12 protein-coding genes are annotated in these 15182 nt (G+C 43.7%); 9 read left to right on the top strand and 3 right to left on the bottom strand.

Annotated features, from left to right (window positions below; genetic code table 11):
- Positions 1-48 precede the first annotated feature (48 nt).
- From dapD to map, 3 genes are all read right to left on the bottom strand, one after another.
- On the bottom strand, positions 49-873 hold the full coding sequence (dapD, locus tag KYS23_RS01835) for a 2,3,4,5-tetrahydropyridine-2,6-dicarboxylate N-succinyltransferase (protein ID WP_159529218.1): 825 nt from the start codon (positions 871-873) through the stop codon (positions 49-51).
- The gene (gene glnD, locus KYS23_RS01840) at positions 870-3521 is read right to left on the bottom strand and encodes a [protein-PII] uridylyltransferase (RefSeq protein ID WP_159529220.1); all 2652 of its coding nucleotides are present in this window, start codon (positions 3519-3521) and stop codon (positions 870-872) included. Before glnD ends, dapD begins: the two co-directional genes overlap by 4 nt.
- 424 nt (positions 3522-3945) lie before the next feature.
- Positions 3946-4740 carry a type I methionyl aminopeptidase gene (map, locus tag KYS23_RS01845; RefSeq protein ID WP_159529222.1) on the bottom strand — a complete coding sequence of 265 codons (795 nt, stop codon included), beginning with the start codon at positions 4738-4740 and terminating at the stop codon, positions 3946-3948.
- Between the two features lie 359 nt (positions 4741-5099).
- On the opposite strand from map, the gene rpsB reads away from it, so the two are divergent.
- The 9 genes from rpsB (at position 5100) to bamA (ending at position 15164) form a co-directional block, all read left to right on the top strand.
- Positions 5100-5831 carry a 30S ribosomal protein S2 gene (rpsB, locus tag KYS23_RS01850; RefSeq protein WP_013785189.1) on the top strand — a complete coding sequence of 244 codons (732 nt, stop codon included), beginning with the start codon at positions 5100-5102 and terminating at the stop codon, positions 5829-5831.
- 123 nt (positions 5832-5954) lie between these two features.
- A complete protein-coding gene (gene tsf, locus KYS23_RS01855; protein ID WP_013785188.1) occupies positions 5955-6827 on the top strand; it encodes a translation elongation factor Ts in 873 nt (290 codons plus the stop codon).
- A 241-nt stretch (positions 6828-7068) separates the two neighbouring features.
- Positions 7069-7806, top strand: a complete 738-nt coding sequence (gene pyrH, locus KYS23_RS01860) for a UMP kinase (RefSeq protein ID WP_013785187.1) — start codon at positions 7069-7071, stop codon at positions 7804-7806.
- 22 nt (positions 7807-7828) lie between these two features.
- Positions 7829-8386, top strand: coding sequence for a ribosome recycling factor (gene frr, locus KYS23_RS01865; protein WP_013785186.1), 558 nt, complete (start codon positions 7829-7831; stop codon positions 8384-8386).
- Positions 8387-8394: 8 nt separating this feature from the next.
- Complete coding sequence (uppS, locus tag KYS23_RS01870; RefSeq protein WP_159529224.1) at positions 8395-9177, top strand: polyprenyl diphosphate synthase; 783 nt, start codon at positions 8395-8397, stop codon at positions 9175-9177.
- Positions 9178-9231: 54 nt separating this feature from the next.
- Positions 9232-10095: a phosphatidate cytidylyltransferase gene (locus KYS23_RS01875; protein ID WP_208804180.1), complete on the top strand. Its 864-nt coding sequence runs from the start codon at positions 9232-9234 to the stop codon at positions 10093-10095.
- A complete protein-coding gene (ispC, locus tag KYS23_RS01880; RefSeq protein WP_218417971.1) occupies positions 10095-11282 on the top strand; it encodes a 1-deoxy-D-xylulose-5-phosphate reductoisomerase in 1188 nt (395 codons plus the stop codon). The genes KYS23_RS01875 and ispC overlap by 1 nt, the downstream gene beginning before the upstream one ends.
- Positions 11276-12628, top strand: coding sequence for a sigma E protease regulator RseP (rseP, locus tag KYS23_RS01885; RefSeq protein ID WP_218417972.1), 1353 nt, complete (start codon positions 11276-11278; stop codon positions 12626-12628). Before ispC ends, rseP begins: the two co-directional genes overlap by 7 nt.
- 58 nt (positions 12629-12686) lie before the next feature.
- Entirely contained in the window at positions 12687-15164 is a 2478-nt protein-coding gene (gene bamA, locus KYS23_RS01890) for an outer membrane protein assembly factor BamA (RefSeq protein WP_159529232.1), read from the top strand.
- Positions 15165-15182 lie beyond the last annotated feature (18 nt).

The raw sequence follows: 15182 nt of genomic DNA on the forward strand, positions 1-15182 counted from the left end.
GCTAAGCGCCCTTTTTTAATAGAAATCTATGAATACAAAAATACAGACTTATTCAACACCACGTAGTAGGGCATTAATACCTACTTTTGCACGAGTTTTAGCATCTACTTTCTTCACGATAATGGCAGCATATAGGCTGTACTTTCCGTCTGGGCTTGGAATGTTACCTGAAACTACTACAGAGCCCGCCGGTACGCGGCCATAATGTACTTCGCCGGTTTCACGGTCGTAAATACGGGTGCTTTGGCTAATGTAAACGCCCATGGAAATAACCGCACCTTCTTCAACAATAACGCCTTCAACAATTTCAGAGCGTGCGCCAATAAAGCAGTTATCTTCAATAATAGTAGGGTTTGCTTGAAGTGGCTCTAGCACACCACCAATGCCAACACCACCAGATAAGTGAACATTCTTACCGATTTGTGCGCAAGAACCTACGGTTGCCCATGTATCTACCATGGTGCCTTCGTCAACGAATGCACCAATGTTAACATATGAAGGCATAACAACCGCATTTTTACCCACGAAGGTACCGGTACGGACTGCCGCAGGAGGCACGATACGCGCACCGTCATTAGCAAATTGTTCAGCAGTATAGTTGCTGTATTTCAATGGTACTTTGTCGTAGTAACGGCTTTCAGCGCCTTCAATAACATCGTTGTTGTGTAGGCGGAAGAAAAGTAAAACGGCTTTCTTTAACCACTGATGAACAACCCATTCGCCCGCGATTTTTTCAGCTACACGCGCTTTTCCGCTATTAAGCAATGCAATAGCATCGGCAACGGCTTGTTTCACTTCTGCTGGGGCAGAAGAAGGGCTAATGTTGTCGCGGTTTTCGAAGGCGTCTTCAATAATGGCTTTCAATTCATTCATGGTATCGTGATATCTTCAAGTTGATCGAGTTTAAACAAGATACGCTTTTTCAAGCTTACTTGTTGTTCTTGGGTTAATGCTTTGCCAGCATCATTACTGACAATAAATATATCTTCTGCGCGCTCGCCGATAGTAGCAATTTTAGCCAGCTTTAAAGTGACATTAGTATCAACAAAAGCATGACCAATTTTAGCTAATATGCCTGGTGCGTCTAGTGCTTCTAACTCAATGAGTGTCGCTTCATCGCTCACACCGAAAAAGCGTACCTTAGTAGGCACGTCTAACTGCTTCATTTGCCGTGGTAGTTTACGCTTATTTTCGTGAGAACGGCCTGGTTTTTCAAGTTGGGTGCTAATCGCTTTTTCTAGCGATTGAATACGGGACTCTGACGATAGCCTCGCGCCATCATTTTCAAGCACCAACATACTGTCAAACACATAGCCATCGCGCGTTACGGTAACATGGGCATCGTGAATAGAGCAATTACGGCTGTCTAATACGGAAGCCACTTGTGCAAATAGGGCTTTTCTATCTTTACCGAAAAGAAAAATTTCCGTGCCGCCTTTTGCACTGTTGTCATTCGCTTTAACTAGAAGCTGGTGGCTATCTGGTGTTAGCCAATCATCCTGAGCTTTAACGATTTCTTCGGTATGCCATGCAATTTGGGTGGGCTTGAATCGTACAAAATAGTCATCATCTAACCGTGCCCATAATCCATCAATCGATTCAGAGTTAACCCCGCGTTCGTGCAGAATTTGTTGCGCTTGATATTTGTGAGTAGTGACTCGCTCACTTAATGTAACTTGGCATTGTAACCCGTTATCTAATGCTTTTTGCGTCATTAAATAAAGCTCCCTAAGGAGAGAGGCTTTCCAATCGTTCCACAAATTATCGTTGGTTGCCCGAATGTCTGCAAGGGTAAGTGTATACAGTAAGTTCAAGTGGTTGTGGCTTCTTACCGCGCCAGCAAATTCATTGATAACGTCTGGATCGTAAATATCTCTGCGCTGTGCCACTACCGACATCAGTAGGTGGTTTTCCACTAGCCAGCTTATCATAGCCGCGTCGTTTGCCGGTACGTCATGTTGTTCACAGAACTTGGCAACATCAACAGCGCCTAGCGTGGAATGGTCACCATTACGCCCTTTGGCGATATCGTGAAATATAGCGGCAATATACAATACTTCTGGTTTGTCTAAATTACGACAGATGCGGCCACAGCGTGGGAAATCTTTGTTCTCTTTCGAGAAAAAGTAATTCACGTGTTTCACTAAGCGGTGCGTATGTTCATCCACTGTGTAGGCGTGAAACAAATCAAATTGCATCATCCCTACAATGGCATCCCACTCAGGTAAGTAAGCTTGTAAAATGCCGTACTGATGCATAATGTCCCAACCAAATTTAAAAAAGTCGGGTTGTTTAAGCAAGATCATGAGCTTTTCACGGCATGCGGGGCGTTCAACAAAGTAAGCATTTTCAAAAGCGCGATGTGCGTTTCTTATTTGGCGAATACAGGTGGTGCTCAAGCCTTGAACTTCAGGGGTGTTAGTGACTACATTTAAAAAGTCTAGAATAGCCTCTGGCGAAGGAAATGCATTTTCATGGCGAGGCGAAATCATATTATCGAGTAATTCGAAATCTTCGTTAATAATCGCGCTACGCTGAACACTCTGATTAAGCATGTCATACTTGAACCGTTGCAAAAGCATTTGGTTCAATTCAGAAACTCGGGCGACAGTGCGGAAGAAGTCGCGCATCATTTTCTCAACTGAGCTTTTTCCTTCTTCCCCATACCCCATCATGGTGGCTACATCAGGTTGGTAATCAAAAAGAAGGCGGTTTTCACTTCGCCCAGCAACGAGATGTAAAGCACAGCGCATTTTCCACAAATGCATTCTACAGGTAATTAATTCGCTGTGTTCTTGCTCGGTAAAGTAGCCGTGACCCACGAGGTTCCAGCCGTCATATTCTTTAAAGTGTTTTTTCGCTACCCAACCAATGGATTGAATATCCCGTAAACAGCCAGGGTTTTCTTTGATATTGGGTTCAAGGTTGTACGCGGTGCCGTTAAATTTAGCGTGACGTCGCTTTTGTTCATCGTACTTCGCGGAGAAGAACGCTTTGCTCGTCCAAGAATTTCGTCCGTTAACTTCATCCCACAGCTTTTCAAAAATAGATTCGCTGCCGCAAAGCAGTCGACTTTCTACTAGGTTAGTAGCAATGGAAATGTCATCTTTGGCGAGGCTGACAGTTTCTTTAATAGTACGCACCGACTGACCCACATCAAGCTTAATATCCCAAAGCAGTGTAATGAAGCGACTCACTTTTTCTTGGGTGGCGGGCTTAAGAGTGCGTTTGCTGACTATCAGCAAATCGATGTCGGAATAAGGTTGAAGGTGTCCCCGTCCATAGCCACCCACTGCGCACAACGAAAGTTCGCTTTCATTGTCTAAACCGTAGAGGTGCCACAAGTGACACAACAGGGCGTCCACGAATTGGGCACGCCCCGTGACAAGTTGGTTAACAGGAATACTATCGAATGACGCTTTTATCCATGCGTAGCTATCTTCCACACACGACTTGATGGCAACTAAGTCGTCAACCGACGTTATTTGATCAATATTTTTTATTAGGGATTGCAGCGTCAAATTACACCTTCTATGCGTACAGCTTTTTGAACACAACGAACCTTATCACGAAATGAAACGAAATCGCAGTGCCGATTATCTGCATATTCAAGGTTATATTGTGAATAAATATACAAAAATGTTATAGGTATGCTGCGAGTGTAAAATGAAATATACCAACGCTAATTTCAAAACAGCTCATGCGATAGATAGGAATAGCGAAGCCGATAAGTGAAAAAACAACGGTGGTAAATAGTATGAAGTCGTTTTCGTATAAAACTCGTATTACACATAAGGCTATCGGTAAACGAAAGAAAGTGAAGGAGTAGAAAATATATAGCAACCAAACAAAGTTTACGCTGCTATATATTTAAACATACGCGATACAAGCACTATATAAAAGGTGCTTATCGAACCGGAAAAGTATTTATCAGGGTGTGAAAAGTTAACTGTGTGAAATGATGCGAGGAAGGTCCTCTTCATCACGTAAAGTTAAAACTTCTACACCGTCTTCAGTAACCAGCAAGGTATGTTCCCATTGTGCACTTAAACTTCTGTCTTTGGTTACCACTGTCCACTGATCAGGAAGAATTTTTGAGTAACGCTTACCAGCATTCACCATAGGTTCAATGGTGAAGCACATGCCCGCTTCAAGTACATCGCCAGTGCCAGGCTTACCGTAATGCACGATTTGTGGCTCTTCGTGGAAGCTAGCACCAATACCATGGCCACAGTACTCACGAACGATTGAATAGTTATGCGCTTCAGCATGGGTTTGGCAAATATGACCAATATCGCCCAATGTCATGCCTGGCTTAACTTCTTTTATTGCTTTATATAAACATTCTTGCGTGATGCGAGTTAAACGTTCAGCCAATATTGCAGGTTTACCAACAATGAACATCTTTGAGGTATCGCCATGATAGCCATCTTTAATTACGGTTACATCGATATTAATAACGTCACCATCTTTCAATTTTTTGTCCGATGGAATGCCATGGCAAATACAATGGTTTACAGACGTACAAATTGATTTAGGGAACGGGGGGTGACCATAGTTTAATGGTGCAGGAATAGCTTGCTGCTCATTAACAATGTAATCATGACATATCGTATTTAACTCATCTGTAGTTACACCCTTTTTTACATAGGGACCAATCATAGTGAGTACATCGGCTGCTAGTTTTCCAGCAACGCGCATTTTTTCGATTTCTTCAGAGGTCTTAATAATAGCTGACACAGCGTCTCTCTATTCGTTTATTTAGGCCGTTACGCTACCACTTGTAAAATAGGCAGGGGTTAACGTGCAGAATGTATCTATATAAGTATATTTTAGCCATTAGGATTGAATGTGTATAGGGGCAGTCTTAAAGAATGCAAGTAATGGCTAAACTGGCAGTAAAACTTGAGTGGATAAGCTTAATATGGTATAAAGCGCGCGCCCTGACGGAATGCCCTTAAAAGCATGTGGTCAAAAGGGTAAATTAAATTTAATTAAAACACACATATACCAACACTGCGTATCGGGGTGTTCTACTTATTTATAGGTGGGATCGATACAATGGGTATATGGAGGCCTAACCCCGAGAGGAAATTAAAATGGCAAATGTTTCTATGCGTGACATGCTGAAAGCCGGTGTGCATTTCGGTCACCAAACTCGTTACTGGAACCCTAAGATGAAACCTTACATCTTTGGCGCACGTAACAAAGTTCATATCATCAACCTTGAAAAAACAGTTCCACTTTTCAACAACGCTCTTAACTACCTATCAAGCGTAGCATCTAAGAAAGGGAAAATCCTTTTCGTAGGTACTAAGCGCGCTGCTGGCGATGCGGTAAAAGATGCAGCTGTTAAATGTGACCAGTTTTACGTTAACAAGCGTTGGTTAGGTGGTATGTTGACTAACTGGAAAACAGTTCGTCAGTCAATCAAGCGTTTGAAAGAACTTGAGCAAAAAAGCCAAGACGGTACTTTCGAAAAGCTGACCAAAAAAGAAGCCCTAATGCTTCAGCGTGAAATGGAAAAGCTTGAAAACAGCCTTGGCGGAATCAAAGATATGGGTGGCTTACCAGACGCTATCTTTGTTGTCGATGCAGACCACGAGCACATTGCTATCACAGAAGCACGTAACCTGGGTATTCCAGTTGTTGGTGTTGTGGATACTAACTCTAACCCAGATGGTGTTGATTACATCATTCCTGGTAACGACGATGCAATCCGCGCAGTTCAACTATACTTGGATGCCGCTGCTAACGCTGTAATTTCTGGTCGCGAAAGCAACCTTGAAGCACAAGCTGAGCAAGACGACTTCGTAGAAGCAGCAGAGTAATTCTGTTCGCTTTACTGTCATATCAAAAGCATATGATAGTGCAACAATACGAAACGTATTGAGAGGGGCGATAACGCCCCTTTTACCTAACCGAATTTATATTTATTGCTGAGGAATTGAAAAATGGCAGTGACTGCAGCACTAGTTAAAGAACTGCGCGAGCGTACAGGCGCAGGTATGCTGGATTGTAAGAAAGCCCTGGTTGAAACGGATGGTGACATTGAACTAGCCATTGAAAACATGCGTAAATCAGGCCAAGCGAAAGCAGCTAAAAAAGCAGGCCGTATCGCAGCTGAAGGTGTAATCCTTACAAAAGTTCAAGACGGTCGCGCGACTATGCTTGAAATCAACTGTGAAACAGATTTCGTAGCACGTGACGAAGGTTTCCTTAAGTTCGGTAACGAGTTGCTAGAAATAGCAGCAGCAAACAACATCAACGATATCGACACGTTGAATGCGTCTGAACTTAACGGTGCTAAAGTAAGCGACGTTCGTGACACATTAGTGGCGAAAATCGGTGAAAACATCTCTCCTCGTCGCGTTATCAACGTTGAAGGCGATACACTAGGTGCATACGTGCACGGCGGTCGTATCGGCGTAATCTCAATTCTTACTGGTGGCAGCGAAGAGTTGGCTAAAGACATTGCAATGCACGTTGCAGCGGCTAGCCCTCAGTTCGTTAAGCCTGAAAATGTTCCAGCTGAAGTTGTTGAGAAAGAGAAAGAAATCCAAATCGGTATTGCAATGCAGTCTGGTAAGCCAGCTGATATCGCAGAGAAGATGGTTGCAGGCCGCATGAAGAAGTTTACTGGTGAAGTAAGCTTAACTGGTCAGCCTTTCGTTAAAGATCCTTCAATCAGCGTTGCTGAGTTGCTTAAAAACAACTCTGCTGATGTTGTTAACTTCGTACGTTTCGAAGTTGGTGAAGGTATCGAGAAGAAAACTGAAGACTTTGCAGCAGAAGTTGCAGCACAAATGGAAGCGGCCAAGAAATAATTGGGCGTTTATCTTTTGCATTGTGTTAATGTCAGATAAACTACAAGGCACCTCTTCGGAGGTGCTTTTTTATAGCTACTACCCGCGGGTTACGGTTTTGCTAAGGTAAGATAGTGTGCAAAACGGTAAAATCTTTAAACGCTTACGAAAGCATTTTGTCCTATTCTTTTTACCTGCAAAAGCAGTGTGTAAATAATAGAAAAGCATAAGACAAAATGGGTTTACGAGGACATATCGAATAATGAGTATCACACCGAAATCAGCATATCGACGCATTCTGTTAAAGCTAAGTGGCGAAGCCCTTATGGGTGAAGAAGGCTTTGGCATCGACCCTAAAGTACTGGATCGTATGGCCCAAGAAATCAAAGAACTTGTTGAACTAGGTGTTCAAGTAGGTTTGGTTATTGGTGGCGGTAACTTGTTCCGCGGAGAAGGGTTAGCAAAAGCTGGCATGAACCGCGTTGTAGGCGATCACATGGGTATGCTTGCAACGGTAATGAACGGCTTAGCGATGCGTGATGCACTGCATCGTGCCTTTGTTAATGCGCGTATGATGTCAGCTATACCTTTAAATGGCGTGTGCGATGCTTACAACTGGGCAGAAGCGATTAGTTTATTAAAATCTGGCCGTGTGGTTATTTTTTCAGCGGGTACAGGTAATCCTTTCTTCACCACAGATTCAGCCGCGTGTCTTCGCGGTATTGAAATTGAAGCCGATGCCGTGCTAAAAGCCACGAAAGTTGATGGTGTTTATAGCGATGACCCAGTTAAAAATCCAGATGCTACTTTATATGATCAACTGTCTTATCAAGAAGTACTCGAGAAAGAATTAAAAGTGATGGACCTGTCAGCGTTCACACTTGCTAGAGATCACAGCCTACCTATCCGTGTATTTAATATGAACGAAGCAGGTTGTTTGAAACGTGTTGTTATGGGTGAGCAAGTTGGCACCCTAATTTGTCACGCTGACAATAGTTAATTAAGAAAATAGGAAATATAACGTGATTGATGAAATTGAATTAGATGCGCAAGAGCGTATGGATAAAAGCATCAGTGCACTTAAAGGCCAGTTTAGCAAAATTCGCACAGGCCGTGCTCATCCAAGCTTATTAGATGGCATTATGGTACCTTACTACGGTACAGACACACCGCTTAAGCAAGTAGCTAACGTCATTGCGGAAGATAGCCGTACATTGGCACTGACTGTGTTTGATAAAAGTGCTATTCAAGCTGTTGAAAAAGCAATTATGCAGGCAGATTTGGGATTAAACCCAATGAGCGCGGGTGGTTCTATTCGAATTCCACTTCCGCCGCTTACCGAAGAGCGTCGAAAAGACCTTATTCGTGTGGTGCGTAATGAAGCAGAAAACGGCCGAGTTTCAATTCGAAATATCCGCCGCGATGCTAACAGCGACGTCAAAGAATTACTTAAAGAGAAAGAAATCAGCGAAGATGAAAGCCGCGCAGCGGAAGAAAATATTCAGTCTTTAACGAATGACTTCATCAAGAAAGTTGACGGCATGCTAGCAGTTAAAGAAAAAGAACTGATGGAAGTGTAACAAGTATTATGATTGGGAAGCGGTCAAACGCAGCCAAAACGACTGATACAGTAGGGCCAGCATCCGTTGCTGGCCCTAAACATGTCGCCATTATTATGGATGGCAATGGTCGTTGGGCGCAAAAGAAAGGGAAAATTCGTACCTTCGGGCACAAGGCAGGTGTTGAGTCTGTTCGAGCAGTGGTACGCTTTGCTCGTCAAACTGGCATTGAGTCTTTAACCTTGTTCGCTTTTTCAAGTGAAAATTGGAAGCGTCCCGAAGAAGAAGTCAGTGTATTGATGGAACTGTTCAATTTAGTGTTAAACAGTGAAGCCAAACGACTCCATAAAAATGGCGTTCGCTTAAAAGTAATAGGCGATTTAAGTGCTTTTGATAGCAAGTTGGTTGCAAAAATCCGCAAAGCGGAAGATATGACTTCTGGTAATAACGATCTTGTTCTTAATATCGCTGCCAATTACGGTGGCAGATGGGACATTGTTAATGCCGCAAAAGAAGTAGCTGAAAAAGTAAAGCAAGGCGAAATGTCGCTTCAAGACATTGATGAGGCAGTTTTTAATCAACATACCTCTACAGCGAGCCTTCCTGAACTTGATCTTCTCATACGCACGGGTGGTGAACACCGAATCAGCAACTTTTTATTATGGCAGTGTGCGTACGCCGAATTATATTTTACCGATGTACTATGGCCAGACTTCAATGAAGATGTTTTTCAATTAGCCGTAGATGATTTTAATGTTCGCCAACGACGGTTCGGTCTTACCGGTGAACAAATTGATACTGCCAGCAGCTAACTCTATGCAGGCAGGTATCAGGGCAGGCCTGAGCACAGGAGCCGAGAGCCAATTATGCTAAAACAAAGAATAATAACAGCGTTAATTCTCGCGCCTTTGGCGCTATTTTCCATACTTTTTCTGCCTATCTTCTGGTTTGAAATTGCGATTTCCGGTGTGGTTGCGATAGGGGCTTACGAATGGGCTAATATGTCCGGTATTTGTGAGCGCCCTAAAAAAATACTCTTCATGGCAGCAGCATTCGCTATCTGCATCAGCTTATCCTTAATTGTTGATACCAGTGTTATTTGGTATCAAGGTCAACTTCACGATTTATATCACGGAATTTTAGGTATAGCAGTGGTGTGGTGGATAGTTTCTCTTTTCATGGTGCTGGCATACCCAAAATACACCAAGTTTTGGCGTGAAAGCCGCACTGTACGCACCGTGTTCGGCTTACTTACCTTAATTCCAACTTGGGTGGCGGTTATTGCCCTTCGCACCAGTCTGCACGATGTAGACCCCTTTTATGGTGCATCACTTATTTTCTACGTTTTAGGTATCGTGTGGGCAGCAGATATAGGCGCTTTCTTCGTAGGCGTTAAATTTGGTCGCCACAAGTTACGTCCTAATGTTTCTCCAGGTAAAAGTTTAGAAGGTCTTATAGGTGGCATTGCAGCTTCATTTGCCATTATTGCTTTTGCTGCATTGCACTATCAGGTTGAGCCTTCCCGCATTTGGTTGCACCTCATTATCGGCGGCGTTACCGTGGCGGTTTCAGCATTAGGTGACCTTAACGAAAGTATGCTAAAACGCTGTGCGGGTATTAAAGATAGTGGAAAAATCTTGCCTGGACACGGCGGAGTGCTTGACAGAATCGATAGCTTAACTGCTGCATTTCCGGTCTTTGCGTTCTGCTATGTAACGTGGATGGCGTGATGCAAACCGTTACCGTTTTAGGGGCAACCGGCTCTATTGGTTGTAATACCCTCGATGTTATTAATCGTCATCCTGAAAAATACCGCACCTTTGCCATTACTGGCAATGGTCAGCTTGAATTACTTATGCAGCAAGCGCAGAAGTGCTCGCCTCGATTCGTGGTGGTTGCTGATGAAGCTAGGTACAAAGAGGCTTGCACGCTAGCGACAGAATACAATATCACCGCCGAAATACTCTGTGGCGCTAAAGCTTTAGAAGACGTGTCTTGTGCAGCCGAAGTCGATACTGTGATGGCGGCCATAGTGGGGGCGGCAGGTTTGCTACCTACATTAGCGGCTGTGAAAGCGGGTAAGAAGGTATTATTAGCAAATAAAGAAGCGCTAGTGATGTCTGGTGCATTATTTATTGATGCTGCAACACAAAGCGGCGCTGAAATTTTACCTATAGACAGTGAGCATAACGCTATCTTTCAATGTCTCCCTCAAGGTTATGAGTATGGCGAATTGGAGAAGGCGGGTATTAGCAAGATTTTGCTAACAGGCTCAGGGGGGCCTTTCAGAGAGCGTGAATTGAGTTCCTTTAATGCTATTACGATTGATGAAGCAAGCAGCCACCCTAATTGGTCTATGGGTCGTAAAATCACGATAGATTCGGCCACTATGATGAACAAAGGGCTTGAGTTTATCGAGGCCTGTTGGTTATTTGGTGCATCACCAGACGACATTCAAGTGGTGGTCCACCCACAAAGTTTTATTCATTCGATGGTGCAGTATGTAGACGGTTCGGTTATAGCGCAGCTGGGTAACCCAGATATGCGTACCCCGATTGCTTATGGTCTTGCCTACCCATCTCGCATTGATGCTGGTGTTAAGCCATTAGATTTTTCTGATATGGCTAATTTTAGTTTTGAAACGCCGTGTTTCACGCGCTATCCAAATTTAAAACTCGCCATTGATGCATGTAGAGAAGGGCAGGCAGCTACCACCCGTTTAAATGCTGCAAATGAAATAGCGGTTGCCTCTTTTCTAGAGGGGAAAATAGGGTTTACGGATATTGCAGTAGTCAATGAAGAAACCCTAAACAAAATGGAACCAGTAACCGTTTCATCTATCCAACAAATCCTTGAACAGGATACTGCCGCCCGCACGGTAGCAGACCAAGTCATTAGAGGTAAGTTCACGTGTTAGGATTTTTATGGAGCTTAGGTGCATTTATAGTCGCGTTAGGTATTTTAGTCGCGGTACATGAGTGGGGACACTTCTATATAGCGCGGCGTTGTGGCGTGCAAGTAGAGCGTTTTTCTATTGGTTTTGGCAAGCCGCTTTGGCGTAGAACCAGTAAAACAGGCACCGAGTATGTGATCGCTATGATCCCGCTCGGTGGCTACGTACGCATGCTTGATGGACGAATTGACGACGTACCCCCAGAGCTAGAACATAAGGCGTTTAACCATAAGCCGGTATTACAGCGCATGGCTATTATTTTTGCTGGCCCTGGCGTGAATTTTATCTTTGCTGTTTTTGCGTTGTGGTTGATGTACTTAGTTGGGCTTCAAACAGTAAAGCCTGTTATTGGCAATATTGAACCTGGAAGTATTGCAGCCCAAGCAGGTGTTGTTAAGGGTGATGAAGTCATTAAGGTAGGAAGTCGTAGCACCCCAGATTGGGAAGCAGTGAACCTTGAAGTGGTTTCTTACATTGGTCAAGAATCGGCCCGAGTTACTGTATTAACCCAAGATAAAAAAGAAAAAGAAGTAACATTTACACTTGAGGGTTGGAACTTTGACCCTGATAGCGAGTCTCCTTTAAGCAGTCTAGGAATAACCCCTTTTCGTCCTAATCCAACGTTAGAAGTGGGTTTTGTTGGAGAAGGAAGTGCAGCACAAGAGGCTGGTTTGCAGACAGGTGATAAATTACTCGCGTTAAATGGCGATGAATTAACCACGTGGCAGGCCTTAGTTGATGTGATTGTTGAAAGCCCTGGAGATTCGGTTGTATTGTCGATTGAAAGGGATGGACAACCCCAGCAACTGCGTGCAACGATAGCGCGCCGCGATACACCAGAAGGGCAAACTGGGTATTTAGGGGTAAGCCCAACGTTTGAAGCTTGGCCTGAAGGGTATGTGTTTACCCATCAATATGGCATAGTAGAGGCAGTTGGAAGAGCGTTAGATAAAACGTGGCGCTTAATGACACTCAGTGTTGAGATGATAGGCAAATTAGTCACCGGCGATGTTTCGGTGAAAAATTTAAGTGGGCCTATATCCATCGCTCAAGGAGCAGGAACCAGTGCCGGTTATGGCTTGGCTTACTTTTTGAGCTTTCTTGCCTTAATTAGTGTGAATTTAGGCATAATTAATTTACTACCCTTGCCCATGCTAGATGGTGGTCACCTGATGTTTTACATCGTGGAATGGCTTACCGGCAAGCCTGTGCCTGATGCGGTACAGGAGTGGGGTTACAGAATCGGTGGCGTGCTTCTGTTTATGATAATGGGTATCGCTATTATGAACGATATTGCTCGCATAGCCTGATGAAAGTCAGGAAACATAAAACAGCTAACATAAAACGCGGCCAGGAAAAGAAAAATAGATGAAGTTAAAACAGTTAGTAGCAGCCGGAGCCATTTTTTCCAGTGCTAGCTTTGCCAATGCTGCGGCGCAGAATAGTGAATTCGTTGTAGAAGATATTCGAGTAGAAGGTCTACAGCGGGTAGCACTAGGTGCAGCCTTAACCTATTTGCCAGTTCAGGTTGGTGATGAGCTAAATACCTTTCGGGTAACTCAGCTTATCCGTTCTCTGTACTCATCAACGCATTTCGAAAACGTCGAAATTCTGCGTGACGGCAACACATTGGTAGTACGCGTAGCCGAACGCCCCACAATAAGTAATATTATTTTTGAGGGCAACGATGATATTAAAGATGAGCAGCTCCAAGAAAGTTTAGACGGCAATGGCGTACGATTAGGTGAGCCCTTAGATAAGACCGTTCTAACGTCGATTGAAAATGGCTTGAAAGATTTCTTTTACAGCATTGGTAAATATAACGCTGACGTAACAGCGATTATTACGCCGCTTCCTCGAAATCGTGTCGATTTGAAATTACTTTTCGAAGAAGGTGATGCGGCTAAAATTCAACAAATCAACATCGTTGGTAACGAGATTTTTACTGACGCAGAGTTGATGGATCAGTTTGAGTTGCAGTTCGATACTCCGTGGTGGGATTTCTTGTCAGAAACCCGCTATCAGCAACAAACGTTGCAAGGTGATATGGAATCACTACGTAATCACTATTTAGATCGTGGTTACCTTCGCTTCAATGTGGATTCTACACAAGTATCCATGACCCCTGAAAAGTCGGGTATTTACGTTGCAATGAACGTAAGTGAAGGCGAGCAATACACTATCTCTGAAGTCGAGCTGGTGGGTGATGTGCTGGGTCATGAAGACTATATTCAGCGTGTATTACCACTAACGCCAGGTGAGCTTTATAACCAAGCCGAAGTCACTTACACAGAAGAATTTATCAGTAAGTACCTTGGCCGATTTGGTTACGCTTATCCAACAGTGACCACGGTACCAAACATTAACGATGAAGATAAAACGGTGAAACTGACCTTGTCAGTAGACCCGGGCAAACGTATTTACGTTAAGCGTATTAAGTTCAACGGTAACGTTGTTACTGCTGATAACGTTTTACGTCAGAACGTAAGCCAAATGGAAGGTACATGGTTATCAAATAACTTACTTGAATCTTCCAAGAACCAATTGTCACGTTTGACGTATATGGAAGAGGTTGAATTTGAAACCATCAGAATTCCAGGCCAAGATGACCAAGTAGACGTCAACTTCAACGTTAAAGAGCAGCCTTCTGGTTCATTCAACGCCGGTATTGGGTACGGCGATCAAACTAAGTTAAGCCTTCAAGCGGGTATTCAACAAGATAACTTCTTGGGTACCGGTAAGCGCGTGGGTTTAAACTTAAGTACGGTTTCTTATCAACGTTCGGCGCAAATTACCTATAACGACCCTTACTTTACTATCGACGGTATCAGTTTAGGTGGTTCGTTAGGATATAGTGAATTTGACGGCTCAGACTTTAACGTTATCCAATATAACTCGAAGCAGTGGTCTGTAGGTGCGAATATCGGGTACCCGATAAACGAATTTAACCGAATCAACTTCGGGCTGACGTACAGTAACGTAGAGCTCTATAACCGTGGTTATTATGAGCAAACGGAGCAGTTTTATAACCAGTTCCTTGATGGCGATGATCCTGATGCGCCCATTAAATACCATAGCTATCTTGCCAGCGTAAGTTGGAGTCGTAGTACATTAAACCGCGGTTTATTCCCTACAGCAGGCTCGTCACAGCGTGCCTCATTTAGTATTACTACACCTAATTCTGATGTGAATTATTTCAAAACCTTGTTCGATGGAAAGTGGTATTTCCCACTGTCTAGAAATCAGCGCTGGTCAGTACTTGCCAGAATTAGAATGGGTTACGGTAACGGCTATGGTGATGTAAATGGTAATGAGCAGATATTGCCGTTCACCGAAAACTTCACCGCTGGTGGCTCGGATTCACTTCGTGGGTTTGAGAATAACACCGTAGGTCCGCGTGGTATCATTCGCTCACCAAGTGGCTCTTTAACAGGTCCTGATGGTGAAGTTTATCCAACAGACCCTATTGATGATGTGATTACATTATCTAGTCGCAGTCTTGGTGGTAACGCAATGGCACTAGGTGGTCTTGAGTTAATTGTTCCCACACCTTTTGTGGAAGCAGATATGGACAACTCGGTAAGAACCAGTCTATTTGTGGATGTGGGCAACGTGTGGGATACTGAGTTCGATTACGACCAATACAAAGATTTTGATCAGTCTAGCACTCAGTATGGTTCGTTAATGGACTATTCTGACTGGACGCTGTATCGTAGTTCCGCTGGTATTTCGGTACAATGGATTTCACCAATGGGACCGATGGTATTCAGCTTCTCAAGAGCGATCCAAGAACGTGATGGTGATGATGCTAAATTCTTCACCTTTAATATCGGTCAGACATTCTAAAATATTAAACGGGGCCCT

It is taken from the genome of Alteromonas lipotrueae (assembly GCF_019249255.1).
Lineage (GTDB): Bacteria > Pseudomonadota > Gammaproteobacteria > Enterobacterales > Alteromonadaceae > Alteromonas > Alteromonas lipotrueae.

What these genes read in the sequence shown, in the direction of transcription:
- dapD (WP_159529218.1), bottom strand. Translation starts at nt 873, where the DNA reads ATGAATGAATTGAAAGCCATTATTGAAGACGCCTTCGAAAACCGCGAC.
- rpsB (WP_013785189.1), top strand. Translation starts at nt 5,100, where the DNA reads ATGGCAAATGTTTCTATGCGTGACATGCTGAAAGCCGGTGTGCATTTC.
- tsf (WP_013785188.1), top strand. Translation starts at nt 5,955, where the DNA reads ATGGCAGTGACTGCAGCACTAGTTAAAGAACTGCGCGAGCGTACAGGC.
- pyrH (WP_013785187.1), top strand. Translation starts at nt 7,069, where the DNA reads ATGAGTATCACACCGAAATCAGCATATCGACGCATTCTGTTAAAGCTA.
- uppS (WP_159529224.1), top strand. Translation starts at nt 8,395, where the DNA reads ATGATTGGGAAGCGGTCAAACGCAGCCAAAACGACTGATACAGTAGGG.
- KYS23_RS01875 (WP_208804180.1), top strand. Translation starts at nt 9,232, where the DNA reads ATGCTAAAACAAAGAATAATAACAGCGTTAATTCTCGCGCCTTTGGCG.
- ispC (WP_218417971.1), top strand. Translation starts at nt 10,095, where the DNA reads ATGCAAACCGTTACCGTTTTAGGGGCAACCGGCTCTATTGGTTGTAAT.
- bamA (WP_159529232.1), top strand. Translation starts at nt 12,687, where the DNA reads ATGAAGTTAAAACAGTTAGTAGCAGCCGGAGCCATTTTTTCCAGTGCT.